The organism is Vibrio sp. 10N.286.51.E5 (genome assembly GCF_041469125.1).
GTDB classification, from domain to species: Bacteria; Pseudomonadota; Gammaproteobacteria; order Enterobacterales; family Vibrionaceae; genus Vibrio; species Vibrio crassostreae_C.
In genome coordinates this window covers 25,694-50,478 of record NZ_JBFRJZ010000047.1, presented here as the reverse complement: position 1 = coordinate 50,478, position 24,785 = coordinate 25,694, and the positions used below count along the sequence as shown (strand labels likewise).

The 24,785-nt window shown below is 44.7% G+C and carries 21 protein-coding genes and 1 pseudogene; 7 read left to right on the top strand and 15 right to left on the bottom strand.

The genetic code is table 11. The features are described from left to right. Positions 1-22: 22 nt before the first annotated feature. The 3 genes from AB4161_RS17135 to AB4161_RS17125 form a co-directional block, all read right to left on the bottom strand. Positions 23-1,651, bottom strand: coding sequence for a PTS transporter subunit IIBC (locus AB4161_RS17135; protein WP_017070319.1), 1,629 nt, complete (start codon positions 1,649-1,651; stop codon positions 23-25). A gap of 59 nt (positions 1,652-1,710) precedes the next feature. Further along, a complete protein-coding gene (locus AB4161_RS17130) occupies positions 1,711-3,444 on the bottom strand; it encodes an alpha-glucosidase (protein ID WP_102320046.1) in 1,734 nt (577 codons plus the stop codon). Between the two features lie 68 nt (positions 3,445-3,512). After that, positions 3,513-4,478: a LacI family DNA-binding transcriptional regulator gene (locus tag AB4161_RS17125; RefSeq protein WP_017070321.1), complete on the bottom strand. Its 966-nt coding sequence runs from the start codon at positions 4,476-4,478 to the stop codon at positions 3,513-3,515. 140 nt (positions 4,479-4,618) lie between these two features. On the opposite strand from AB4161_RS17125, the pseudogene AB4161_RS17120 reads away from it, so the two are divergent. After that, positions 4,619-4,960, top strand: a pseudogene (locus AB4161_RS17120) (DDE-type integrase/transposase/recombinase); the annotation flags it as partial. Between the two features lie 20 nt (positions 4,961-4,980). On the opposite strand, the gene AB4161_RS17115 reads toward AB4161_RS17120, so the two are convergent. Further along, positions 4,981-5,229: a YkgJ family cysteine cluster protein gene (locus AB4161_RS17115; protein ID WP_017059389.1), complete on the bottom strand. Its 249-nt coding sequence runs from the start codon at positions 5,227-5,229 to the stop codon at positions 4,981-4,983. Between the two features lie 159 nt (positions 5,230-5,388). On the opposite strand from AB4161_RS17115, the gene AB4161_RS17110 reads away from it, so the two are divergent. After that, the gene (locus AB4161_RS17110) at positions 5,389-5,826 is read left to right on the top strand and encodes a YcgN family cysteine cluster protein (RefSeq protein ID WP_017059388.1); all 438 of its coding nucleotides are present in this window, start codon (positions 5,389-5,391) and stop codon (positions 5,824-5,826) included. 105 nt (positions 5,827-5,931) lie between these two features. On the opposite strand, the gene AB4161_RS17105 is transcribed toward AB4161_RS17110, so the two are convergent. The 6 genes from AB4161_RS17105 to gap all read right to left on the bottom strand — a co-directional run bounded on the left by AB4161_RS17105 (position 5,932) and on the right by gap (position 12,648). Further along, complete coding sequence (locus AB4161_RS17105; RefSeq protein WP_017063436.1) at positions 5,932-7,818, bottom strand: BCCT family transporter; 1,887 nt, start codon at positions 7,816-7,818, stop codon at positions 5,932-5,934. Positions 7,819-7,940: 122 nt separating this feature from the next. Next, positions 7,941-8,294, bottom strand: coding sequence for a hypothetical protein (locus tag AB4161_RS17100; RefSeq protein ID WP_017070749.1), 354 nt, complete (start codon positions 8,292-8,294; stop codon positions 7,941-7,943). A gap of 275 nt (positions 8,295-8,569) precedes the next feature. Continuing rightward, positions 8,570-9,523 carry a ChaN family lipoprotein gene (locus AB4161_RS17095; protein WP_136981676.1) on the bottom strand — a complete coding sequence of 318 codons (954 nt, stop codon included), beginning with the start codon at positions 9,521-9,523 and terminating at the stop codon, positions 8,570-8,572. A 75-nt stretch (positions 9,524-9,598) separates the two neighbouring features. Then, complete coding sequence (gene rlmA / locus AB4161_RS17090; protein ID WP_017059384.1) at positions 9,599-10,414, bottom strand: 23S rRNA (guanine(745)-N(1))-methyltransferase; 816 nt, start codon at positions 10,412-10,414, stop codon at positions 9,599-9,601. Between the two features lie 111 nt (positions 10,415-10,525). Beyond that, positions 10,526-11,410: a D-hexose-6-phosphate mutarotase gene (locus AB4161_RS17085; protein ID WP_372083696.1), complete on the bottom strand. Its 885-nt coding sequence runs from the start codon at positions 11,408-11,410 to the stop codon at positions 10,526-10,528. A 242-nt stretch (positions 11,411-11,652) separates the two neighbouring features. Continuing rightward, the gene (gene gap, locus AB4161_RS17080) at positions 11,653-12,648 is read right to left on the bottom strand and encodes a type I glyceraldehyde-3-phosphate dehydrogenase (protein ID WP_017059382.1); all 996 of its coding nucleotides are present in this window, start codon (positions 12,646-12,648) and stop codon (positions 11,653-11,655) included. A gap of 319 nt (positions 12,649-12,967) precedes the next feature. Between gap and msrB the strand changes: the two genes are divergently transcribed. Continuing rightward, complete coding sequence (gene msrB / locus AB4161_RS17075) at positions 12,968-13,405, top strand: peptide-methionine (R)-S-oxide reductase MsrB (protein ID WP_136981678.1); 438 nt, start codon at positions 12,968-12,970, stop codon at positions 13,403-13,405. Positions 13,406-13,580: 175 nt separating this feature from the next. Here the strand turns inward: msrB and AB4161_RS17070 are convergent, their stop codons facing one another. Next, complete coding sequence (locus AB4161_RS17070) at positions 13,581-14,387, bottom strand: DUF2989 domain-containing protein (protein ID WP_017059380.1); 807 nt, start codon at positions 14,385-14,387, stop codon at positions 13,581-13,583. Positions 14,388-14,500: 113 nt separating this feature from the next. Between AB4161_RS17070 and AB4161_RS17065 the strand changes: the two genes are divergently transcribed. Then, positions 14,501-14,782, top strand: a complete 282-nt coding sequence (locus AB4161_RS17065; RefSeq protein ID WP_010437067.1) for a YeaC family protein — start codon at positions 14,501-14,503, stop codon at positions 14,780-14,782. A gap of 143 nt (positions 14,783-14,925) precedes the next feature. On the opposite strand, the gene ansA is transcribed toward AB4161_RS17065, so the two are convergent. Continuing rightward, on the bottom strand, positions 14,926-15,942 hold the full coding sequence (gene ansA, locus AB4161_RS17060) for an asparaginase (RefSeq protein WP_017059379.1): 1,017 nt from the start codon (positions 15,940-15,942) through the stop codon (positions 14,926-14,928). A gap of 118 nt (positions 15,943-16,060) precedes the next feature. Further along, positions 16,061-17,911 (bottom strand): signal peptide peptidase SppA, encoded by a 1,851-nt coding sequence (gene sppA / locus AB4161_RS17055; protein WP_136981680.1) that lies wholly within the window; start codon positions 17,909-17,911, stop codon positions 16,061-16,063. A gap of 279 nt (positions 17,912-18,190) precedes the next feature. On the opposite strand from sppA, the gene AB4161_RS17050 reads away from it, so the two are divergent. From AB4161_RS17050 to AB4161_RS17040, 3 genes are all read left to right on the top strand, one after another. Beyond that, complete coding sequence (locus AB4161_RS17050; RefSeq protein WP_017070327.1) at positions 18,191-20,200, top strand: NADPH-dependent 2,4-dienoyl-CoA reductase; 2,010 nt, start codon at positions 18,191-18,193, stop codon at positions 20,198-20,200. A gap of 207 nt (positions 20,201-20,407) precedes the next feature. Then, positions 20,408-20,956: an NAD(P)H nitroreductase gene (locus AB4161_RS17045; RefSeq protein ID WP_017059376.1), complete on the top strand. Its 549-nt coding sequence runs from the start codon at positions 20,408-20,410 to the stop codon at positions 20,954-20,956. A gap of 115 nt (positions 20,957-21,071) precedes the next feature. Then, positions 21,072-23,066 carry a DNA topoisomerase III gene (locus tag AB4161_RS17040; protein ID WP_372083695.1) on the top strand — a complete coding sequence of 665 codons (1,995 nt, stop codon included), beginning with the start codon at positions 21,072-21,074 and terminating at the stop codon, positions 23,064-23,066. 18 nt (positions 23,067-23,084) lie between these two features. On the opposite strand, the gene AB4161_RS17035 is transcribed toward AB4161_RS17040, so the two are convergent. Both AB4161_RS17035 and AB4161_RS17030 read right to left on the bottom strand, forming a co-directional pair. Beyond that, complete coding sequence (locus AB4161_RS17035; protein ID WP_372083694.1) at positions 23,085-24,116, bottom strand: DUF3080 domain-containing protein; 1,032 nt, start codon at positions 24,114-24,116, stop codon at positions 23,085-23,087. Continuing rightward, positions 24,094-24,780, bottom strand: coding sequence for an SDR family oxidoreductase (locus tag AB4161_RS17030; protein ID WP_372083693.1), 687 nt, complete (start codon positions 24,778-24,780; stop codon positions 24,094-24,096). Before AB4161_RS17030 ends, AB4161_RS17035 begins: the two co-directional genes overlap by 23 nt. Positions 24,781-24,785 lie beyond the last annotated feature (5 nt).

The window sequence follows — 24,785 nt, the reverse complement described above, 5'->3', positions numbered from 1 at the left end:
AGGTTATTTGATCTAAAAAGAATTACGCAGGTTGTGCTGAATATTTCTCTATTAACTTAGATTTAATAACATCCACCCCAGGGCCATAAATAACTTGTACACCCTGTTCTTTAATCACAGCACCAAGAGCCCCTGTCGGCTTCCATGACGCATATTCAGCAACCAACTTTGGATCATTAACTGTAATACGCAAGCGAGTCATACAAGCATCAATCTCAGCAATATTGGCACGGCCACCTAAATTCTGAATAATAATGTTCATCTTCTCATCTTCTGACATCGATTCTGAGCTTTCATCCAGGTAGTTACCCATACGACCCGGTGTTGGTAACTTCAATTTCACGATTAGGAAGCGGAACAATCCATAGTTAACCACAAAGAAAACAATAGAAACTAATGCAAAGCGAACCAGATCACCACCGATGCCCGCTGAAACCATCATAGGTATACGAGTGAGTAACTCAATCAAACCAAAGGCATGTACACGTAGGTCCATCACATCGACCAACGCAAATGCAACTCCTGTTAACACAGCATGTGCAACATACAAAACGGGAGCGATAAACATAAACATGAATTCAATAGGCTCAGTCACACCGGTTAATAACACAGCAAGACAGGCAGATAAGAACATTGGCTTATATTGTGCGCGCTTATCACTATCAACACAGTGATACATCGCAAGTCCAATACCAATCAATGAAGAGGCTGCGATAATAACTTGGCCTGCTTTAAAGCGTGCTGGGTGCACCGTATCTAACAGGTGTTGGTAAGTTGTCGGATCGCTTAATTTAAGATTATTTAAATCGCTGACCCAAGCAAGCCATAATGGATCTTGACCATAAACACTTGAGCCCGCATTCATCCCAGTCAAAAGCTCATAAGTACCACCCAACTCGGTGTAATTCATTGGAATAGTTAAAGTGTGGTGTAAACCAAATGGCAGTAATAAACGCTCTAACGTACCATACAAGAAAGGAGCAGTGATCGGCGCAGTGTCTTTAGAGGTAGCAATCCATTGACCAAAATCATTAAGCGCACCTTGAATTAAAGGCCATATTACAGATAAACCAAACGCAATAATCAGCGAATAGAAAATAACAACAAAAGGTACAAAACGCTTACCGTTGAAAAATGCTAATGCCTGAGGTAAGCGAGCGAAGTCATGATAGCGGTTAAATAAGTTGGCACCTAAATAGCCAGACATAATACCGATAAACACACCCATATTTAGGGCAGGAGCACCCAAAATATTCGTGAAGAATTGAGAGACAGGTAACTCAGAACCAAATAGGCTCATCACAACCGCTTCTGGGTCACTGAGCATAGCGTTATCCACGCCCAATATAACCCCAGTGATACGGTTGATTAAGATGAAGGCAATTAGCGCGGCAAATGCGCCACCTGCACGCTCTTTTGCCCATGAGCCACCAATCGCGACCGCAAATAATAGGTGAAGGTTAACAATGATCCCCCAACCTATGTTTTCCATTATAGCGCCTAGTGTTTCAATGGCACCAAACCCACCCGCATACATTGCGACCACTTTACCTAGTGATATCATGATACCAGCGGCAGGCATCACCGCGATAACAACGATAAGGGACTTCCCAAATCGTTGCCAAAAATCAAACGATAGTAACTTACTCATAAATAGTTCCTTGATTTAAATACAGGCTAACGTTATCAGCGCCTAGCCATAAATATAATTTAGTGCTTTCTTGCAAATATATACGCGGCATAAGCGGGGGCTATTTGCGTTGTTATAAAATCTGAGCGAACGTGTTCATTGTTAATATTCTGATTATCAAGCATTAACTCGCCTAATTGTGTGCAGTCGATATCAACAACGCTCTCTTGTGGACTTAAATTGGTAATAATGGTCCATGTCATATCTTGAGCAACACGTTGATAAACATAGATATTAGGATCGTTAGCTAGCAGTAATTGATAACGGCCAACCACTAAGCTTTCATGTGACTTGCGCAAAGCAATCAACTGCTTATAGAAACCTAAGATCGAATTTGGATCTTGCTGTTGTTGCTCAACATTGATATCTGCATACTGTTGATTCACCGAGAACCAAGGTTGCACCTCAGAAAAACCGGCAAAATCCTGGTCATTCCATTGCATTGGCAAGCGACTGTGGTCGCGGGATACTTGATTTAACAAGGCTAAGATATCGGCATCGCTCTGACCTTGTTGCGATAGCTTTTGAATTAAATTTCTCGCAGACACATCGTTAAATTCGTCAAGAGAAGTAAACTGATGATTTACCATACCAATCTCTTGGCCCTGATAAATAAATGGAGTTCCTTTCATCAAGAAATAACAACTCGCTAACGCGGTAGCACTGGCATACCTAGAGTTAGGATCGGCAAAAGTATCAATACTACGAGCTTGATCGTGGTTTTCTAAATAAAGCGCATTCCAGCCTTTACCTTCTAAGGCATCTTGCCAACGCGATAAAATGCGTTTGAACGCCACGAGATCGAAATTCTCGTTGCTTTGTTCTTCCGACCATAGCTTCATGTGTTCAAACTGAAAAATCATGTTAAAAACACCACCTTGATCGTGCTCGGTCGCTTCAGCAACCCAAGGCAATGCGTTGTCGGCCGTCACCCCATTGGCCTCACCAACGGTCACGATATCAAAAGGCGAAAACGCCTGCTCTTTTAACTCATACAGATGTTTTTCAATCCCTGCCACATTCATATGATAATCGAATGAAGAGACATAGTTTTCACCCTTTGGATTGGGTAAAGAGGGTAAACCAGCTTGTTTTTGAATATGGCTAATTGCATCGACACGGAAACCATCAATACCTCGTTCCAACCACCAATGAATCATTTTAAATAGTGCTTGTTTAACTTCAGGGTTTTCCCAATTAAGATCTGGCTGTTTTTTAGAAAATAGGTGCAAATAATATTGTGCAGTTTTGTCATCATATTCCCATGCACTACCATGAAAAATACTTTCCCAGTTATTTGGTTCGCAAGTCGGCTTTTCAGCTGTAGGCTCACAACCATCACGCCAAATATACCAATCACGCTTAGGGCTATCTTTGTTATCTCGCGATTCGATGAACCATGGATGCTCATCGCTAGTGTGGTTTATCACTAAATCCATAATAATGCGAATGCCACGTTCATGAGCAGCAGTGATTAATTTATCCACATCCTCAAGGGTTCCAAAGTCAGGATGAATCGCTTGATAGTCACTGATATCGTAACCGTTATCATCATTCGGTGATGCGTAGAATGGGCAGATCCATATTAAATCAATGCCCAAATCAGCAAGATAATCTAGCTTAGCAATGATCCCATTGATGTCACCAATACCGTCCTGGTTTGTATCATAAAAACTACGGGGATAAATTTGGTAGGCAGTTGCTTTCTTCCACCACGCGAGTGGTTTTGAGTGTAGATTATTAGCGAGTGTCATCGGTTATACTATGTGTGTTATCGTTAACACATAGTGTTAAATGGAACCTATTTGGACTCAATACAATTTCAGAGAAACTGTGAACTTTCTCTCATTCTTATGTCGAATGTGCCTTCAACGGAACTGAAATCGCGCTTGAGCAATTTTTTGACAGCTTGGTAGCCCACTTGATAGTAGTTAAAAGCGACAGTAGTCAGGCTTGGGACTAACAAATCGCTGTAGTCATAGTCACCCATGCCTACAATCCATAAGTTATGACCAATCTTGAGTTGCTGTTCTTTGGCGCGACGATATAAACGAATCGCAATATTATCGGTGGCACAAAAGTAGACATGATTAGGCTGTAATTGAATTGCCTGGTAGCCGGCTTTGTCCTCCGAGTTGGCTAGAGCTTGTAGTGAAAAATTCAACTCAGGGACGGTGTCAGTAATGGTGGCTTGCATCAACTTAGTACGGCTGGAAAGCATACGCTCATCATAAATATAATGTACGGCTGCCAGCGGTGCCTGCTGTTGTTTTAACTGAGTGATGGTTTGGGAAACGAGTGCTTTAATTGCAGCATGGTCAGGGTAATATAAACAGCAATGGTGGGGGGTGTTTTTACCAATAAATAACACATTGTCTAAGGTTTGATAAAACGTCTCTTCGACACTGTGCTTTGAAGCAATAATAATAGTGCCCAATGCATTTAAGCCATTAAACTCTCTCACAGCTTGGCATTCTGACTCATGGTTAAACCCTGAGGCATGAAAAAGCATTCGTACTTGTGATTCATTGGCAGCCGCCAGCGCCCCTTTGATTACTAAACTGGTTGTATATGACTCAATGCGAGGAGCAACGAAACCAATAATATTAGATTGGCTACGAATGGAACGAGCAAATATATTAGGGGTATAATGATTTTCTTTGACGATAGCATCAATTTTAAGGCGATTTTCAGCTGAGACATAACCGTCATTAAAGTAACGTGACACGGTCATTGTTGAAATTCCAAGCTGTCTTGAAATCTCCGCCATGGTCATTTTTTTACTCATCACATTTTCCTTCCATAATGTATTATTGCCATATTATCCAATATATTGGCTGACAACAAAGTAAATAAAAACGCTACCTGATGATATACACATAGTACTTCAAGTTTATAAGATATTGTCCACTTCTTGACCTGAACTGAATACCCGTAGTTACGGCCTTGCTCGCTCAGGTCTTCAGTGCAACGACTGCTAATTTAAAAATGGGCAGGAGATATCACCGACGTAGCTACAAACAAATATTGGCTATAATTAGTTGCCATTATTGACCTTTATTCAAGGCAAGTTATTGGTTGGTTTATGGGTACGAGAATAAAGGCCTCATTGATCTGTGATGTCTTATCGATGGCTTTATTTCGCCGAGAGTTTCCTGAAACGGTTATTACTCATAGCGAGGTAGTCAGTATTGTTTGAAAGACTATTGAGGCCTCATAAGCACCTATAACCTAAAGCAAAGTATGAGTAGGAAAAGAAATTGCTGGGATATAGAAAAGGGCTAATACGCTTAGGTAATAGCTTCTAACTCGATCAGGTTATCAAGGGCTTCTTGGTCGGTTTTACCACAAATGACAGGGCAAGCTTTGAATTGGTGACATACCTTCGGGCGTGAAGGTTGACCAAATAATTTGCAGAGATCTTGCTCATTTAATTGGATGCAGCGTACCCCAGCAGGCTTACCATTAGGCATTCCAGGAATAGCAGATGTAATACTTGGAGCGATACAGCATGCTCCACAACCTAGGCGACATTCCATCAAATTAAACTCACTAAATAACAGGGTGCGCGATAGTAGCAAAAAATGATGAGAGTGACAGCTGTTGATTGAATCAAAGAATGAACAATTATTATCCTTGAACTTTTTATGGGCTAGCGGTATAACACGCACCCCAGTAAAAGAGTAAGAAGTAATCCTATGACGAATCCATTTTGGCAAGAAAAGACACTAGAACAGATGACCGAGAATGAGTGGGAATCACTTTGCGACGGTTGTGGTAAGTGCTGCCTACATAAACTAATGGATGAAGATAGCGATGAAGTTTACTACACCAATGTGGCGTGTAGCTGGTTAAACGACAAAACATGTTCGTGTAAAGATTACCCGAACCGCTTCACTTCAGGTGAAGAGTGTTTGAAGCTGACTCGTGACAAGATCGATGAGTTTCACTGGCTACCAGACACTTGTGCTTACCGCCTTTTATCAGAATCTAAGCCGATTCCTGAATGGCACCCGTTGATCACCGGATCAAAAACAGAGATGCATGCAGCAGGTGAAAGCGTTCGTAACAAAGTGGTATACGAAATCGATGTTGTCGATTGGGAAGATCACATCTTGAACCACCCGAACCGCTAGTTAACGAAGACTAGTCAATCACCCGAATAAAAAAAGGCTCACATTTCTGTGAGCCTTTGTCGTATTTAGGAGGGTCCAAATCAATGGACTGTGTCATGGCTAATGTCAAGCAAGCGGTAAGTCTGCAACCACCTGATTGAACGTGATACGAGCATTCTGAGCTTGCTCAGATAACTCGATCTTTTTCGCTTGTGCGGCACTAAGATTACTCTCGGCCTGCTCAAGTGCTTGTTGTAGGTTCTCTGGTAACTCGTGAGTTTCCATTTGTGAACCTTGTTCTAACACATAAGCGCGAATTTCTTTCTTCACTGCGGCAAGTTCTGTGTAAGCAACACGCTCAAGTTCTGCGGCTTCTTGTGCTGCATCTCTTTCTTTCTCAAACTGAGCCAACGCCATACCTTCAGCAGACCAAGGGTCCATGTCTGGCAGTTCTTCGATGTTGATCGTTGGCTCGATATACGCATCTTGATGGCGTAGGTCGAGGTTAGTCGCACGAACCGCTGAAATCATCAGCATCACAGAGATAGCAAGCAGTGGTAAGCCACCAACAATCGCCGCCGTTTGTAGCGTACTTAGACCGCCTAAGAACATTAGAATCGTTGGTAAGAACGACAGAGTAAATGCCCAGAACATACGGTTCCAGCGCATTGGCTCTTCGGTCACGTTGTTTTGTACAACAGACGCTAGGATGTATGAGATAGAGTCAAATGTTGTTGCCGTGAAAATGATACACAGCATTGTAAATACAGCGATAACCAGCGTGCTCATTGGCAATTGTGCAAGCATCGAGAAGATAGCTTTGGTTGCGCCTTCCGCATTCAAAATGGCAACGACATCTAGCTCACCAGAAAGCTGCAGTGATAGGCCGTAGTTACCTAAGATCATGAAGAACAGGAAACAACCTAGAGAACCAAAGAAGATCGACCCTGACACCATTTGTTTGATGGTTCTGCCGCGAGAGATACGCGCAACAAACAGACCCATACTCGGTGCAAATACTAGCCACCATGCCCAGTAGAAAATCGTCCAGTCTTGTGGGAAGTGAGTGTTTTCGAATGTACCGTAACCACCAAATGGTTCAGCCCACGTTGCCATCACGAAGAAGTTAGACAGTAGACGACCAATTGAGTCTAAGCCTGTTTCTAACATGAAGATTGTTGGACCCGCGATCAGAACGAAAGCCAGTAGCCCCATCGCACCCCAGAAGTTGATGTTACTTAGGATCTTGATGCCTTTTTCCAATCCAGCATAAGATGAGTAAGCAAAAATCGCAGTACACACTAAAAGCACCATCACTTGCGTTAGGTTATTTTTAGGTAGACCAAATAGGTGATTTAGACCTTCAGTGATCAGAGGAGCGGCTAAACCTAATGTTGTTGCAGCGCCGCCTAATAGACCGAAAATGAATAGGATATCAACGATCTTTCCTGGTACGCCTTTACTACGGTGTTCACCAAGAACAGGCATTAATGCGCTTGAAATCTTTAGAACAGGTTGTTTACGTACGTAGAAGAAGTAAGCGATAGGAATTGCCGGGATTAGGTAGATAGACCATGCGATTGGTCCCCAGTGGAATAGGCCGTAGGTCGCAGCCCAGCGTACTGCTTCTTCACTGCCAGGTTCTAGTTGGAAAGGCGGTGATTGGTAGTAGTAAGCCCACTCAATACAGCCCCAATACAAGATACTTGCACCGATACCGCCACAAAATAGCATGGCAGCCCATGATGCAGTTTTAAACTCAGGCTCTTCATCAGCTTCGCCTAGTTTAATTTGTCCCATATCACTGAATACTACGTACACCATAAATGCACAGGCTGCGAGACCTAGAGCAAGATACAGGAATCCGAGTTGATCAGTCATGAATGTTTTCGCAACCGCAATCCAGTCTGCGCCCTGTGCAGGGAACAAAATGAGCGGGAAAACTATCGTGAGTAGGAGTGCTATAGCACCAAAAAAGGTTGGCTTATCGATAAGCTCAAAAGTGTTTTTCACGAGTATTATTCCATTAAAATGAGAGCGGAATTATGGAATGAACTCGTTTTTTAGACCTAATCGGGTCTATTGTCGTAACGATAAATCGCTTTTATTCTAGAGAATGCGATAGGTTGGCAAGGCTAAATGAGTGCGAGAAGAATACCGCCTACGGTTGCCGCTGCGGACAGGTATTGCCCCGCTGAATAAGAACCATCATCTTCTTCTTCAATCTTATCTGGGTGATCCATACCCAAGGCACCATGAGCGAATGACTCAACTTTATCGGTAACTGTCGCGTTTTCTGCTTCGACTTTCTTCGCTTCTTTATCAATTTCTTTTAGGGCAGATAAGAGTGCTTTGCCTTCATCAGAAAGCTTAACCGTATTTTGCTCAACCTTAAGCGGTGTAGGCTTTTCAGCTTCGTTAGCTGAACTCTTAGCGTTCATCTGCGAAGGCGAATACAGCTGAGTATTACTCGTTCCTACTGGCGTCATATAGCTCTCCTTACCTATCCTTAAATATAGTATCGGCAGAGGTGTGAAAAACTTGTGCAATTAATCATCGATAGTGATGTTTTTTTATTCGCACATTACATTTTCGTCTGCTTGTTAAATCGTCTATTTACTAAGCAAGTCTTGTGCCGATAAGAATGTTTGATTTTAGATAGAGTTAGGATGAATGACGGGAACGTGATCAAGTTGTGACGATGGGCTAATTATCTAGGATTAGCCCATCGACTCTTTAGCTTAGAAGAGTGGATCAACAGATCCTACTCACACTCTAGGCTAGCGCTACGTTTTGACAGATGCTTGTATGCCTTCATTCGGTTCTCTTTTTTTACAAAGCGAGCCGGCGGCGAAAGCACTTCAAGCTGATAATCACCGCTATCCGATGAGATCGCTTCAACCGGGCTGATGATGGCGATTTTTAAATCAGGGTTACGACGTAGAATTGATGCCGCCGTCCCTAAACCACCCTCGGTGTGGAACTTGCCAGCCACGTGAATCACTTGTTTATCAGGGTTTGATGCTAGGTAATCCACAATCGACTCAGCCATGGTTTCGTCCCAGGTAACCTGAGCGGCAAACTGCTTTTCTGTTTGCTCTGGCGTACCGTGATGCATAGAAGCCATGAACTTTTCTTTGTAAGGGCTATCGCCAGTTTCCACTTCGGCAGCAATCCATTGGCGTTGCTCGGTCGATAATTGGTCTAGGTAAGGCAATCCTTTACGGCCAATACACTGCACGAATGGCTTTGGTGCATTTGCCGCAATAACATCGACGTCGTTGGCTTTTGCGAACTCAACTAACGCGCGGTAATCACTTTCGTAATTTGGCCAAGCTGCCGCTTGAGACATGAGAATTTGTTCGCCAATTTCGCCGTTTAAGTATTGGTCAAGTGTGGCTTGGTGCTCTCGAGTGAACTGTTCCATTGAAAGCGCAATGTTTGATGTTGCGTTGCGGCGCGCTTTTAAGAAGTCGGTTTGGAAGCGGTGAATGGCAGAATGCGTGTGCCATTCGCCAATTAGAAACACATCAGCGTCAATCAGCTGCTCGGGTAATGCATCGAGAGAAAGTGTTTCGCCTTGTGGAGAAGCGAACTGGTAGTCATAGAATGTGGAAACGGATTCCGTTTGAGCCACTTTTTGAGAAGTGTCTTTTGCAGGTTGACTAGCACAAGCCGTGAGAAGAGTAGCTAATCCGATAAGAATAATACGTTGCATGAAATGCCTCCTTGAAGAACACGCATACTAAAGGAGGCAAGATAAGATTTCAATGCAAACGATAATCAATATCAATTAAATTTGTTTGCGGTACACTCGCAGCATAAAGTCAGCTTCACAGTTGAATTGCTCTGCCTCGGTGAGTTGTAGTTTAAACTCTTCACTCGCCTTCCAAGCAAACGGCGTCATCTGTAGCAGGTCGAATGCATCTGACCCCGATAGTTCCATCATATAGTTTAGTTGCTCTTGATGCTCAAGCGTAAAACCTTCGATCACTTCTGGATCTTCGTCGTGCAAGCGAACGCCATCATAAATTGCATCACGCAGTTGATACAGGTGTCGGCTAGCTGGTGTCACGGTGATCACCACACCATTATCTTTGATGGTGCGTTGTAACTCTTCAGCCTTGCAAGGCGCGTAAATGCGTAGAATTCCGTCTAAGCTGTTTTCAGCAAAGGGTAGGCGATGGCTTGATGCAACTGAGAAGTCGACAGCAGGGTAGCGTTTAGCGGCGTATTTGATAGCAATCTTAGAAATGTCTAGGCCAAAAGTAGCCCCTTTCTTTTCTTGAAGATTCACAGCAATTTCGTTGGTGTAATAACCTTCGCCACAACCAATATCCAATAGGCTAGGCGTCTCTTCTGGTAGATAGCGAGAACACAACGTCACCACCGCTTGGCGCATTGGGTCATAGTGGTTACCTTCAAGGAAGCGACGACGTGCCTGCATCATCTCTTTGTTGTCACCTGGATCTTTTGAGCGTTTGTGGTGCGCAGGCATCAAATTGACGTAGCCTTCTTTCGCTAGGTCGAACTGATGGTTCTTTTCACACTTAAACGTACGATCGTTTTGAGATAAAGGTTGGTGACACAAAGGGCATTGGTAAGTCATGGAGACCTCTAAAGGAGAATAGACAGCGCAAGTGTAACGAGCTAAAACCAAAAAGTAAAAGAGCGACATAAAGCCGCTCAAAAATCGTTTTTTATAACTGTATTTATACGGTTATTGGGCACTAATCACAGTAATCAGCTGGTGGCTTTCACTAGGCTGTAATGTTTTTCCTGCTTCTAGGCTTGGTGCGTGCAGTGTTGATTCAACACATAGCATGGTTAGGTAACCGTCGTCTTGCATGTCGCCCATACTTGCAGCGCCTTCTGCCCACGGGTTCCACAGTACTGCAGAGTTATGACCGTGGTTTTCAACTGTTAGCGTGCGATCCAGCTTCTTGTCAGCAACAAAGATTTGCGCTTCTGGTTGCGTGTAAACGCGGTCAATCGTGTCGGTCAGTACCAGTTCAGATCCACCTTGGCAGATCTTGCCACCTTGCAGGCTATCAATGTACTCAGCACCCATACCAGTGGTGGTTGTGTTGTGGATATCGCCAACGTTTAGGTAAGTGTGTAGTGCACCAGAGAAAGTCCATGGCTGAGAATCAGTGTTCTTCACGTCCAGCGTTACTTTTAGTTGTTCGCCGATCTCAACATTCAAGCGAGCATCAAACTGATGAGGCCATACTGCTAGCGTCTTTTCGCTTGGCTTCAGACCTAAGCTAACAATCACGCCAGCTTCGCTTTCACGGTGTTCAACCAATTGCCATTCACTTGAACGGGCAAAACCATGTGCTGGTGCTGCAATGCGGCCAAACCAAGGCCAACATACTGGAATACCACCACGCAGAGCCGTTTTACCATCGAACTTAGCTTGTTGGCTCATCCAAATTAGGTCTTCTTGACCTTGCGGTTGGAATGACACCACATGGCCGCCAAACAGTGAAATCGCTGCGTTTGCTTTATCGTGGATAACGCGAACCAGTTTTACACCTTCGTGTTCAACGATAGTGACGTTGTCAGAAAGTACCGTCAGTGCAGGTAGAGTAGATAAATCCATTACATGATCCTTCTAAGGAAATTGAATTCAAATGCTGACTAGAGTGATGCTTGTGTTTTCATGAGTAACAAGCAGAGTCAGTATTAGAATTGAATTTTGCGTTTGGGCTATCTTGATGAGCTTAGACAGACGCGGTTTAAAAGATAGCAGGCATTAAAAAGGCGACACTAAGGTCGCCTTTTTCAAAGTCTGCTCAAAACAGTCTTCGCTAATGCTTATCTAAAGCGATTTCTAAAAAGAAATTACTTAGAGATGTGAGCGATTAGGTCTAGAACTTTGTTTGAGTAACCGATTTCGTTGTCGTACCAAGATACAACTTTAACGAATTTGTCAGTTAGAGCAACACCAGCTTTAGCATCGAATACTGAAGTTTGAACTTCACCGATGAAATCTTGTGATACTACTTGGTCTTCAGTGTAACCAAGAACGCCAGCCATTTCGCCTTCAGAAGCTTCTTTCATTGCAGCACAAATTTCTTCGTAAGATGCAGCTTCTTTTAGGTTAACTGTTAGGTCAACTACAGATACGTTAGCAGTTGGTACACGGAAAGCCATACCAGTTAGAAGGCCGTTTAGTTCTGGAAGAACAACGCCTACAGCTTTAGCAGCACCAGTTGAAGATGGGATGATGTTTTGAGAAGCACCACGGCCACCGCGCCAGTCTTTAGCAGAAGGGCCATCTACAGTTTTTTGAGTTGCTGTAGTAGCGTGAACTGTAGTCATAAGACCAGACTCAATGCCCCACTTATCGTTAAGTACTTTAGCGATAGGTGCAAGACAGTTAGTAGTACAAGAAGCGTTAGAAACGATGTCTTGACCAGCGTAAGATGCTTGGTTAACGCCCATTACGAACATCGGAGTTGCATCTTTAGAAGGACCAGTAAGAACTACTTTCTTAGCGCCAGCAGTGATGTGCTTACGTGCAGTCTCGTCAGTTAGGAAAAGACCAGTTGCTTCAGCAACTACGTCTACGTCGATAGCATCCCACTTAAGGTCTTCTGGGTTACGCTCAGCTGTAACACGTACAGTTTTACCGTTAACGATTAGGTTACCGCCTTCAACTTCAACAGTACCGTTGAAACGGCCGTGAGTTGAGTCGTACTTAAGCATGTATGCCATGTACTCTACGTCGATTAGATCGTTAATACCTACTACTTCGATGTCTGCACGCTCTTGAGCTGCGCGGAATACGAAACGGCCGATACGGCCAAAACCGTTAATACCTACTTTGATAGTCATTGTAGTTGCTCCACAACTTAATTTCTGATTAAAGATAACTGGTAGTAAAATTACAGAATCCAGTATACATCTGCAATAGATAATCCGACTTAACTTGTTTAATGTCAAAAAAAAGCGACGCTTTTCTTAACAATTGGGTGTAAGTGCTTGAAAATTGACCATTGCAAGTGGCTCTGTACCCTTCCAGTTGGGTAAAATACCCCTAAATGATGATTCACTTATGAGTGTATATGTACAATGTTTCCTGGTGAGAAAGTATGTGCTACAAAACGACTCATATGCAAGCCTTTATAGAAAAAAGTAAATATAATAACTGAGAATGTGGAGAGATATTAACGTGATTCAAAAGGAAGGAAATATGATAAAGCCTGATGAATACTGGCGTGAGCGCCTAACGGACGACGAATTTTCAGTGTGTCGTGAGCGTGGTACTGAAGCCCCATATAGCGGCAAGTTACTGCACAACCATAAGACTGGCGTCTATAGCTGCACATGCTGTGAAAGCCCTTTGTTTCTGTCGGATAACAAATATGACTCAGGGTGTGGTTGGCCAAGCTTTGATGCCCCAGTGAATGATGAAGCAGTACGCTATATAGAAGATCTAAGTCACGGAATGAAGCGTGTAGAGATCCGTTGTACCGCCTGTGATAGCCATTTAGGTCACGTTTTTCCAGATGGCCCGAAGACCACAGGTGAACGGTTCTGTGTTAATTCAGTGTCGTTAATTTTCAACAAAAATGACGAAAGTACGAAATAACTTGTAACTATTGTCTAATCCTTACAGGTCGCATTTGTCGATTTAGGAATGCTGAAACGCCCAAGATTTCAGATTTAACTCTAGTACAAATAAAAACAGCTACCAAAAAGGTAGCTGTTTTTATTTGAAAGCAGGTGAATAAGAAGCTTAAGTAAGAACACTATAAATGAAGCGATCAGTAACTCGGGACGATTGAAGGGCTGTAAATTCCATCCTCAATCGCTTCGACGATGTTATCTGCGTCTTTATTTAGCTTCTTATAGGTTGCCTTGTCGAAATGGTACAACACCGTGAGCTCGGCTTCAGAAGCAATCGGCACGTCAAAGTCTTTGGCAACCATTGCCCAAACGTACGCTTTTTCCATATGTCCCAGGCTGTGGTTGATACTGGCCATCGACTTGAAGATTTCAGTGTTGGCTACCGAGCCATTAGAAAGCGTTAGCGCATTATTGAGTAGCTTAAGTGTCTTTATATGATTGCGGGTGGTATAGAAGGTTGCCAAGGCATATTGCATCTCAGCTGTGTTTAACGCTTCAGAGCCTTCTAGTTGTAGGAAACTGCGTCTGGCATTGGTGTCCCCAGTTTGCGACCACAAGAAGTAAAGCGTTTCCGGTGTATCAGATTTCGATAGCTCATCAACAATGCGCTCAGACTCTTCGATACTGTGCATTAAAGAGGTAAAGCGACGCTCTTGCAGCTTAGATTGATCGATCGTTTCGATCTGTGCCGCGAGCTCTAGGCACTTTTTGTAGGCAGTGACTAATTCGAATTCTTTAATTTTGTTGATTTCGGTGGGTTGCTTCTGAACTTCAAATCGATGCCAGATGAGGTCGGTACGTGCGACACGACATTGCCCATCGTTCATGTTCAATTGTTCACACTGAAGACCCGGATTGCTTTGGCACAGTTGATCGGTATTTTTGTTCCCTTCAAGACACCCAACCAGAGTGAAAGGCAATAGGCTAATCGCCAACCATTTCATAATTTTCATATTCCTTCACTTGTGATCAGATGCACTTATTATTGGTCAGGTTCTTGACTCAATTCTGTTACGGGTTATTTTCTGGTGAAAATTGTTAAAACTAAGGCTTTACCATGGATGCAGAACAACTTCTTAGCGCAATGACACCCGAGGTCTACGAACGTTTAACCTACGCAGTTGAAACGGGTAAATGGCCAGAAGGTACGGCGCTCTCAAAAGAACAGCGCGACTCGTGTATGCAAGCGGTTATGTTATACCAATCTAAACATAACTCTGAAGCTCAACATATGACAATTGCAGCTGGTGGTGAGATTAGCTTTAAATCTAAGTCTGAACTAAAGAAACAGTTTAAGTCAGATCAAGAAGACATTGTTAGGGTTAACCCGAATCATTAAGCTTAAATTACAACAAAGGGGTGGCAATGTGCCACCCCTTTTAGTTTAACTCGTTTATTTATAAGCAATAAAACGATTTAGTTCACGTTAAGCCGCCGTTACTTTCATAGAATAACTGGCTTTAACGTGAATCCTTGAACAGGTTATAAGCTCATCTCACCGCGCAATACTTGTTGCATCTGAGCCTTCACTTCTTCGTAGCCTAGGTTTTGGCTTAATAGATAATGCAACTTCGCCAGTGCCGCTTCTGGTGTCATATCGTAACCACTCACCACGCCCGCTTCTGCTAGTGCACAACCTGTCGCGTAACCACCCATGTTGACTTTACCAGCCAAACATTGAGTTAGGTTCACCACAATAACACCGCGCTCTGAGGCATCTTTCAGGTGCTGAAGCAGTTCTGGGTTTTGTGGTGCGTTACCCACACCGAAAGTAAGCAGAATCATCGCGTTAACAGGTTGTAATAGCGTGTTACGGATAACTTCGTGTGAGATGCCTGGGTACATTGTGATTACGCCGATAGGTTGCGGAGTAATGTTATGAACCTTGAAAGCACCTTTAGGTTGTTCGTTTACCTTTACGTTATTGCTAAGTTGGATATTGATACCCGCTTCTAGCAATGGATTCAGGTTTGGAGACGTAAACGCATTGAAGCCATCTGCGTGTGATTTTGTGCTGCGGTTACCACGCATCAACTTGTTGTTGAAGAACAGTGTCACTTCGTTGATAGGGTAGTTTGCGGCAATGTGTAGCGCATTCAGCAGGTTTGCTTGTCCGTCTGAACGAAGCTCTGCTAGTGGGATCTGAGAGCCCGTAACAATCACAGGTTTGCCGAGGTTTTCAAGCATGAAAGACAGTGCAGAGGCAGTGTAAGCCATAGTGTCTGTGCCATGCAGGATAACGAAACCATCGTACTTATCGTAGTTCGCGCGAATGTCATCAGCGATAGTCTGCCAATCAAGTGGCGTCATATCTGAAGAGTCCATTAATGGAGAGTATTCGTGAATGGTGTACTCAGGCATCTCTGGGCGATGGAATTCAGGCATGCCAGCTAGCTGCTTATCCATGAAACCTGCGACAGGAACATAGCCGTGGTCAATAGACTTCTGCATGCCAATTGTGCCGCCGGTGTACGCGATATAGATGTGTTTTCTTTCCATGGCGATTAATACTTAGTGTGATGTAGGGAACAGGGGGGCGATTATAGCGAATTATCATGCAATAAAAAGAGGCACCTCACACAGAGGCACCCCTTAGTTATTGAGTTATTGGCTCAACTTATTGAACTTGGCAATTTAAGCAGAAAGCGTATCGGCCTTGTGGGTCGTTAAAGTTGCCTAACAGCTGGCTATCTTGAGCTAACTGCTGAGTAACAGGCTGTAAACTGCTTGGTATCATCGACTGAATATCAAGGCCTATCGATATCTGAACTTGGTTCATAAATTCTTGAATAAATTGTTCAGTGGCCGAAAGTGGCTCTTCTACCCAGTAGATGTTGTAGCTTTCAAGCTCTGCAAGTGAAGCCGCAGCTGCAACCGCATCATCGAAATCACCAATCTCATCGACTAAGCCTTTCTGAATCGCATCTTGACCTGTCCAAACTCGACCTTGAGCAATCTTGTCGACAGCATCGACTTCCAGACCGCGATTTTCTCCAACTAGGCTGATGAATCGGCGGTATCCGTTTTCAATGCCCATTTGGAACGCGTCTTTCGCGCCATCGCTAAGTCCAGTTGTAATACCAAGACCAGAGAAAGGTGAGGTGCCAACGCCATCAGTGTAAACACCAATATCGTTCAACCCTTTTTCGAAGGTGGTGATAACACTGAAGATACCAATTGAACCCGTTAGTGTGGTTGGTTGAGCTAGGATCTTATCCGCACCCATCGAGATCCAGTAACCACCTGAAGCAGCAAGGCTCGACATCGACACAACAACCGGTTTACCCGCTTGCTTGATCGCTTCTATTTCATTACGGATAACTTCAGAAGCAAAGGCACTGCCACCTGGGCTATCGACACGAAGTACAACCGCTTTCACTTTATCGTCGTTACGTGCTTGGCGCAGTAGGGCTGCAGTGGTGTCTCCGCCAACGGTGCCACGCGGTTGCTTGCCATCCATAATTGCGCCGCTCGCTACAATCACGGCAACGTCGTGAGATTCACTGGTCATGTCTGGAAGCATGGTTGCACGGTATTCGTAGTAACCAAACGCGTTGTAGCTGTCTTGGCCGTCACTGCCGAAAACATCGGCAAGCTCTAGTCGAACTTGCTGGCGTGTCGCTAGCTCATCCACTAAGCCAAGTTTCTCAGCCAGTTTTGCAATGTCACCGTCCACCGACTCCAGTTCTTTCAAGAAGGTGTCCATGCTTGGATTCAGTGTCTTAGCGTCTATTTGACGGTTATTGCTGACATCATCAACGTACGCACCCCATAGTTGGCTTAACCAACGAGAAGCGGACTCTTTCGCTGCGTCTGACATGTCATCACGAATGAAAGGCTCAATAGCTGACTTATAAGTGCCTACACGGAACACGTGCGTGTTGACGTCTAGTTTCTCTAACAACGTTTTGTAGTAAAGCGAGTAAGCGCTATAGCCTTTAAGAAGAACCCCACCATCTGGTGATAGGAATACCTTAGTTGCGTAGCTGGCTAGGTAGTATTGGCTTTGGTTGTAAAAGTCACCCACCGCATAAATCGGTTTGCCTGATGCTTTGAACTCATTCAATGCTTTAGCAATGTAGCGCAGCTTGGTCAGGTTGGTTTCTGGCAGCTCTTTGAGTGCTAAAACGATACCAGTAACCTTGTCATCGTCTTTTGCGTAGCGAATCGTTTCAACGATATCAAACAGGATGTTCTCTTTTGGAAGGTCTTTGCCAAGCAGTGAACCTGTGACCGAATCCATCGGATTGATATAGCGGCTTTGTTCCACAATAGGGCCAGACAGGTTAAGCACTAAAGCCGAATCCTGTGGAACCGTCGGTTGAGCCGTATCTGAGTGGAAGTACACAAAGTAGATGATGGCGATACTAAGTAAAAAGACTAGGTTAACCAGCGCAAGACGTACAAACGTAATGAGCTTCCAAATCCCTTTAAAGATCATGCCTATAAATTTGAATATTTTTTTCATTCTGTCTCCGCAGTGAGATCACGTCGCTTTAACAAGCCGTAGTACCATTAATCTCAATAATATGAACTGCTTAGTATCCTACGATAATTCCCAAGCTCAAACTACACCAAGAATTGTTAATCGATATATATTCTCATTAAGTGTAGTCAAATTAAGGGCTTCTGAACGATTAATACGTGCAGCATTATGATCGGTGTTACAAAAATGTAAACGGTTGTTTGAACTTTTGGTAATTGAACTATACTGTGGTCAGACCACAAGGATAAAATAATAGAAGTGATGTCTGCCATGTACCCACATTTACTTGAACCACTCGATCTTGGATTTACCCAGTTACGTAACCGTGTATTGATGGGATCAATGCATACAGGTTTAGAAGAAAATAAAGAAGGTCTCCACAAACTCGCCGCGTTTTATGAAGAGCGAGCAAAAGGAGGCGTTGGCCTTATTGTTACCGGTGGTTTCTCTCCTAATTTACGTGGCAGATTAACCCCATTTAGTGCTGAATTCAGTAAAGTGAAGCATGCAAAAGCTCACCAAGTTGTTACCGAGGCCGTGCACAAGCATGGCGGTAAGATTGCCCTTCAGTTGCTGCATGCTGGCCGCTATGCCATGCACCCATTCGCGCAAAGTGCTTCGGGTATTAAAGCGCCAATCGCTAAGTTCGCACCGAGTGAGATGAGCCCTCGTCAGATCAAAAAGACCATTGGTGCCTTTGCCAACAGTGCCGAACTCGCCCAAGTCGCGGGTTACGACGGCATTGAGATTATGGGATCTGAAGGTTACTTGATTAACCAATTCATCTGTAAACGTACCAATATGCGTTACGACGAATGGGGCGGTTCTTATGAGAAGCGCATGCGTTTCCCGCTGGAGATTGTTAAATCGATTCGCGAAGCAGTGGGTGACGACTTCATTATTATTTTCCGACTGTCGATGCTGGATTTGGTTGAGCAAGGCAGCACCTTTGAAGATGTTGTTCTATTGGCTCAAAAGCTGGAAGAAGCAGGCGTGACTATTATCAATACCGGCATCGGTTGGCATGAAGCGCGTGTTCCGACTATCGCGACACAAGTACCACGTGGTGCATTCTCTTGGGTGACGGAAAAAGTGAAACCATACGTGTCGATCCCAGTGGTGACATGTAACCGAATTAATACGCCAGAAGAGGCCGAACGTATTCTTAGCTCTGGGCAGGCTGATATGGTGTCTATGGCGCGTCCATTCTTGGCAGACCCGGATTTTGTTAATAAAGCAGCTCAAGACCAAGCTCAGTTCATCAATACCTGTATCGGTTGTAACCAAGCTTGCCTTGATAACGTGTTTAAAGGTAAACGTGCGAGCTGTTTGGTGAACCCACGCGCTTGTTACGAGACTGAAATTGTTGTTCAGCCAGCGCAAGCGACTAAGACCATTGCGGTTGTCGGCGCAGGCCCAGCCGGTTTAGCCTGTGCAACGACTTTAGCTCAGCGTGGGCATAAGGTTGACTTGATTGAGAAAAATGACCGTATCGGCGGTCAGTTTAGATTGGCAATGCAGATTCCGGGTAAAGAAGAATTCAGAGAAACGATTCGCTACTTTGCTAACCAAATCGACGCATCAGGCGTGAACCTGAAACTGGATACTGAGGCAACGTTTGAGATGTTGTTGAAGTACGATGAAGTCGTGATGGCGGCTGGCGTAGAGCCAAGAAAGCTCGATATTGAGGGCATTGACCAAGAAAACGTGGTCGATTACCAAACCTTGATTCGCGAAAAGACACCAGTAGGCGAAAAGGTCGCGATTGTTGGTGCTGGTGGTATTGGTGTCGATGTGGCAACCATGCTGACAGAACCGACTTCACACAGCCTAGACGATTGGCTGCATGAGTGGGGCATCGATAAGAACATGGAACACCCAGGCGGACTTTACCCTTACCCTGATTCATTCAGCGATAAAACGGTGTGGGTGATGCAGCGTAAAGCGGGTCGTGTTGGTAAAGGTCCGGGCAAAACTACAGGCTGGATTCACAAACGCACACTAGAAAAACGCGGTGTTAATCTACTGGGTGGCGTGAGCTACAACAAGATTGATGACCAAGGTCTGCATATCAGCGTTGGTAAGAAAGAGCAGGTGCTGGATGCTGACTCGGTTATCGTATGTGCAGGTCAGGTGTCAGTTCGTCCATTCGAAGACATGTGGCAAGAGTTTGGTGGCAAACTGCATGTGATAGGCGGCGCCGATTACGCGGGTGAATTGGATGCAGTACGCGCAATTCGTCAAGGTGTTGAGCTAGCGATTAAGTTATAGAATCAGCTATCAAACTGTAATCTTATCAGTAGATATTGTTACTTAATTTGCTGAGTTAGATTTTGAACAAGGCTCCTAAGTCATAGATTTAGGAGCCTTTATTGTTTCTAATCTAGCCTAAATGGACAGCCGTTGAGATTTATTATCGTTTGTATTCTGTGCTAAAGTTCAAGTATACAAATAATAAAGAAATAGTAAGGACTTCAAATGGATGCTTTGGATCTATTGCTCAACAGACGCTCAATCGCAAAACTCTCTGATCCGGCACCTGAAGGTGTGGCGTTAGAAAACATCATCAAAGCAGGGCTGCGTGCTCCAGACCACGGTGCACTAACACCATGGCGCTTTGTTATCGCGCAAGGTTCAGGCCTACAAAAGCTTTCAGACATCTTGGTGCGCGCCGCTGAAGCGGATGACAGCGAAGAAGCGGTTATCGAGAAAGTAAAAAAAGCGCCGTTCCGAGCTCCGATGGTGATTACTGTGATTGCCAAAGTAACTGAGCACGAGAAAGTGCCTGCTATCGAACAACATCTGTCTGCGGGTTGTGCTGCACAGGCGATGCAAATGGCCGCAGTCGCACAAGGTTTCCAAGGCTTTTGGCGCTCAGGTAAATGGATGTTCCACCCAGAAGTACACCAAGCATTTGGCCTAGAAGGCGACGATGAAATTGTTGGCTTCCTATACCTAGGCACTCCAGGCTGTACACCAATGAAAGTGCCAGAGCGCGACTTCTCTAAGTTCGTTGAGTTTTTATAAAGAAAGCTGAAGCTTGAATAGTGGAATGCTAACTGTATAAACAACCAGTTTTTCTTGATTTATTAGGGTCACATTAGATAATGTGGCTCTAATTGTTTGTAGCATCTGGAAAAACATGTCTCGCCTTATTATTGCTGAAAAACCAAGCCTCGGCCGTGCGATCGCCGCTGCACTACCTAATCCACAAAAGAAAGACCAAGGGTTTATCAAATGTGGCAATGGGGATGTGGTGACTTGGTGTATTGGACACTTATTGGAGCAGGTTGAGCCGGATGCTTATGACGACCGTTATAAGAAGTGGAATTTAGCCGATCTTCCTATCGTGCCGGAGCAATGGCAGCTAAGACCGCGTAAGACTTCAAGCAAACAGCTCACGGTGATCCGAAAGCTATTGAAGGACGCCACTCAAATTGTTCACGCCGGAGACCCGGATAGAGAAGGGCAGTTGCTGGTTGATGAAGTGATTGATTACTGCAAAGTCTCTAAGGCTAAGAAAGAGTCGATGGACAGGCTACTGATCAGCGACTTGAACTTACCTGCCGTAAAACGTGCACTTTCTCAAATGCGCAGCAACCGTGACTTTATTCCGCTTTCTATTTCCGCATTAGCGCGCTCTAGAGCCGATTGGCTGTATGGCATGAACATGACTCGTGCTTATACCTTACTCGGTCAAAAGGCTGGCTACCAAGGTGTGTTGTCGGTCGGGCGAGTACAAACGCCTGTACTTGGTTTGGTGGTAAGGCGCGATGAAGAGATCGAAAACTTTATTCCGAAAGATTACTTCACTTTGCACGCTTTGATCCCTTATCAAAATCACGGCCAGAGCTTTGATATTCGTGCGCGTTGGAAGCCAAGCGAAGCATGTAAACCATGGCAAGATGAAGAAGGGCGCGTGCTCAATCGAAAGCTGGTTGAGAATGTGGCTAACCGAATTGCGAATCAACCCGCGACGGTGACGGAATCAGAGCAAAAGCAAAGTAAACAAGCTGCGCCACTGCCTTACTCGCTGTCAGCCTTGCAGATTGATGCGTCTAAGCGTTTTGGTATGAGTGCTCAACAGGTGTTAGATACGTGTCAGTCATTGTACGAGAAACACAAACTCATCACTTACCCACGTTCTGATAGCCGCTATCTACCTAAAGAGCACTACTCGCAGCGAGAATCGATCGTTGATGCTATCGCTAACAATGCGAAAGAGCTGCAAAGTGGCGATCAAGGTGCGGACCTTTCTCTTAAATCAAAAGCATGGAACGACAGTAAGGTCGATGCTCACCACGCGATTATTCCTACTCCGAAGAAGTCATCGGTGAACGGCCTGTCTGCCAACGAGATGAAAATCTATCAGCAAATCGCTCGTCAGTATCTAATGCAGTTTTACCCACCTGCGGTTTTTGCTGATGCTAAGCTGGTCTTTGATATCGCTGGTGGCGTGTTCATCGCAAAAGGGCGTCAGCTTATCAACCCGGGTTGGAAGGTGTTGATGGGTAAAACGGATACCGAAGAAAAAGGGGATGGCACGGATACGGTTCCTCCATTGGATAAAGGTACGGTGTTGACGTGCCGTGAAGGCGTGATTGGTGATAAGAAAACTGAGCCACCAAAACACTTCACGGAAGCGACATTGCTTCAAGCGATGACAGGTATCGCGCGTTTTGTTGCGAACAAAGATCTCAAAGCCATTTTGAAAGAAACCGATGGCCTTGGCACAGAAGCAACCCGTGCGGGTATTCTAGATACTCTATTCAAAAGGCAGCTGCTAACGCGCCAAGGTAAGAGTATTCACAGTAGCCCTGCGGGCAGAGGCTTGATTCATGCCTTACCTGAGGATTCTACCTTCCCAGACATGACGGCACATTGGGAGCACCAGCTGCAAGGCATGGCAGAACGAAATCAAGCGTATCAGCCTTTCATGCAAGCGTTAGAAAGCAAGATTGATGGTTTAATGGGTAAAGTAAAAACGGGAGAAGTTCCTGAATCACTCCGCCACCTTCCTAAAGTCGAGAGACCTGCCTTCAAACGCCGTAAAGGCGGTGGGGCGAAGAAGTCTTACGCCAAGACAGGTACGTATGCTAAGAAAGGTACTTCCGCTAAAAAGAGCACTAAAAGCTAAGACTTATTGAGGTTAGGATTAGCGACCGACTTTACGGCCACAACGTTTAAACAGTTGCTGCCAATAGTCAACATGGCGACGAGTGGATGATCGAAAGGCTTGATGTGCATCTTGGATGGGAAAGTAATAACTGTGCAGTTCAGGTTGCGCGTCAAACATTCCTAGTTGCGGGGCTATGTGCTGATAGTAGCCATCCAGTTGCGCCATGTAAGGCTGAACCTTACCTATGTATTGTTGCTCGAACACATTGTTGAGATAGCGGAACTTAGTGGTGTCTCGTTGTTTACCACAGATGATCTTGTCATCAAAAGTTGTCAGCTGTTTGGTGATGGTATCAAGCTCAACTGACGCCCGAGCGAGCGAGTAGTATAAATCCCCAAGGGTCGAACTCTTCTCTAATACTTCTTGAACCTCAGTGGTTTTGCCGGAAACGAGCGATGTGTTTAACGCTTGATTGACGTGTTCTAACGCATCACTGGTTTGTCGTACCTGATCGCCTATATCAGCGCGTAACCACTGACTACCCCGCATTTGTGACTGCATAGCATCGCTGGCATAGATGAGATTCCATTGATGCAGTGGAAACTGTGCGAGTTTCTGTTGCTCAATTTCTCTTAGTAATTCTACGATCTCTGGGTCTAATTCATTACTGGATAAACACTTGCCCACGCCTTCAAGTAGCGCGACTTGATAATCGTAATTACGAAACTCATCCGCGACCTTGCCCAGAACCGAATTTCTTTCTGCAATCAGATTGAACAATCCACACTGACGAAGCTGGTAGCTGTCGATGAGGCCGATAGAGAGTGAGGGCACGTCAAGCAGCAGTTCTCGTTTTCTCGGTAGGCTTTCAAATTCCCATTCCTCTATTATCTCGTCAGCATCTTGTACTCTGGCTATCTTTGTTTGATAGTCGTCGAACAAGTCGCCGGGGCCATCACTGAAACAGCCAGCTAGCATCACTGTTAGACAAAACAGCGTTGAGTGCTTAACTAGGTTTGAGAGATGCCCTGCATTCATCTGTGGATTACCAGTCAATTTCGCTGCCATCGAAATTGAAGAAGTGACCACTCACTTCGGTATTCGCTGACTCGATGACTTCAATCAGGCCGGAAGCTGAAGTGTCGGTGTCGATCAGAGCATTAGGGCCACCCATTTCAGTCTGCACCCAACCTGGATGCAGTGCTAACACCGTAAAGCCATCATCGGTTAAGTCGTTGCTTAGGCTTTTCACCACGGAGTTTAGAGCGGCTTTAGAGGAGCGATAGATGTAACCGCCGCCTGAGGTGTTCTCTGACATACTGCCGACTCTAGAGGATAAACAAGCGACCTTTTTGATATCGCTGTCTTTGAGTAAAGGCAATAGTGTTTCGACAAGCTTTAGTGGAGCGATGGTGTTGACTTCGAATACACGACGCCACTCTTCAACATCGGTATTACCCAGCCCGTAGCCTTTAGGGCCATAGTAGCCAGCGTTGTTGATCAAGATATCAATCGACTCTATTTGCGAAGGGAGTTGGCTTACTGCTTGGTAATCGGTTATCTCTAATTGAATACAGGTAAGGTTGGTGTTGTGGTCTGCGAGTGAGAGCAGTTCTCTTGCTGAATTGTCATCACGATAAGTCGCGTAAACCTTGTGATTACTTTCCAAGTATTGTCGAGTCAGGCTTAAGCCAATGCCGCGGTTCGCTCCAGTAATAAAAATAACGCTCATGGTGA

Bases quoted from the DNA above. Each gene is read 5' to 3' on its own strand.
- AB4161_RS17135 (WP_017070319.1), bottom strand. From the start codon at position 1,651: ATGAGTAAGTTACTATCGTTTGATTTTTGGCAACGATTTGGGAAGTCC.
- AB4161_RS17130 (WP_102320046.1), bottom strand. From the start codon at position 3,444: ATGACACTCGCTAATAATCTACACTCAAAACCACTCGCGTGGTGGAAG.
- AB4161_RS17125 (WP_017070321.1), bottom strand. From the start codon at position 4,478: ATGAGTAAAAAAATGACCATGGCGGAGATTTCAAGACAGCTTGGAATT.
- AB4161_RS17115 (WP_017059389.1), bottom strand. From the start codon at position 5,229: ATGGAATGTCGCCTAGGTTGTGGAGCATGCTGTATCGCTCCAAGTATT.
- AB4161_RS17110 (WP_017059388.1), top strand. From the start codon at position 5,389: ATGACGAATCCATTTTGGCAAGAAAAGACACTAGAACAGATGACCGAG.
- AB4161_RS17100 (WP_017070749.1), bottom strand. From the start codon at position 8,294: ATGACGCCAGTAGGAACGAGTAATACTCAGCTGTATTCGCCTTCGCAG.
- AB4161_RS17095 (WP_136981676.1), bottom strand. From the start codon at position 9,523: ATGCAACGTATTATTCTTATCGGATTAGCTACTCTTCTCACGGCTTGT.
- rlmA (WP_017059384.1), bottom strand. From the start codon at position 10,414: ATGACTTACCAATGCCCTTTGTGTCACCAACCTTTATCTCAAAACGAT.
- AB4161_RS17085 (WP_372083696.1), bottom strand. From the start codon at position 11,410: ATGGATTTATCTACTCTACCTGCACTGACGGTACTTTCTGACAACGTC.
- gap (WP_017059382.1), bottom strand. From the start codon at position 12,648: ATGACTATCAAAGTAGGTATTAACGGTTTTGGCCGTATCGGCCGTTTC.
- msrB (WP_136981678.1), top strand. From the start codon at position 12,968: ATGTGGAGAGATATTAACGTGATTCAAAAGGAAGGAAATATGATAAAG.
- AB4161_RS17070 (WP_017059380.1), bottom strand. From the start codon at position 14,387: ATGAAATGGTTGGCGATTAGCCTATTGCCTTTCACTCTGGTTGGGTGT.
- AB4161_RS17065 (WP_010437067.1), top strand. From the start codon at position 14,501: ATGGATGCAGAACAACTTCTTAGCGCAATGACACCCGAGGTCTACGAA.
- ansA (WP_017059379.1), bottom strand. From the start codon at position 15,942: ATGGAAAGAAAACACATCTATATCGCGTACACCGGCGGCACAATTGGC.
- sppA (WP_136981680.1), bottom strand. From the start codon at position 17,911: ATGAAAAAAATATTCAAATTTATAGGCATGATCTTTAAAGGGATTTGG.
- AB4161_RS17050 (WP_017070327.1), top strand. From the start codon at position 18,191: ATGTCTGCCATGTACCCACATTTACTTGAACCACTCGATCTTGGATTT.
- AB4161_RS17045 (WP_017059376.1), top strand. From the start codon at position 20,408: ATGGATGCTTTGGATCTATTGCTCAACAGACGCTCAATCGCAAAACTC.
- AB4161_RS17040 (WP_372083695.1), top strand. From the start codon at position 21,072: ATGTCTCGCCTTATTATTGCTGAAAAACCAAGCCTCGGCCGTGCGATC.
- AB4161_RS17035 (WP_372083694.1), bottom strand. From the start codon at position 24,116: ATGGCAGCGAAATTGACTGGTAATCCACAGATGAATGCAGGGCATCTC.
- AB4161_RS17030 (WP_372083693.1), bottom strand. From the start codon at position 24,780: ATGAGCGTTATTTTTATTACTGGAGCGAACCGCGGCATTGGCTTAAGC.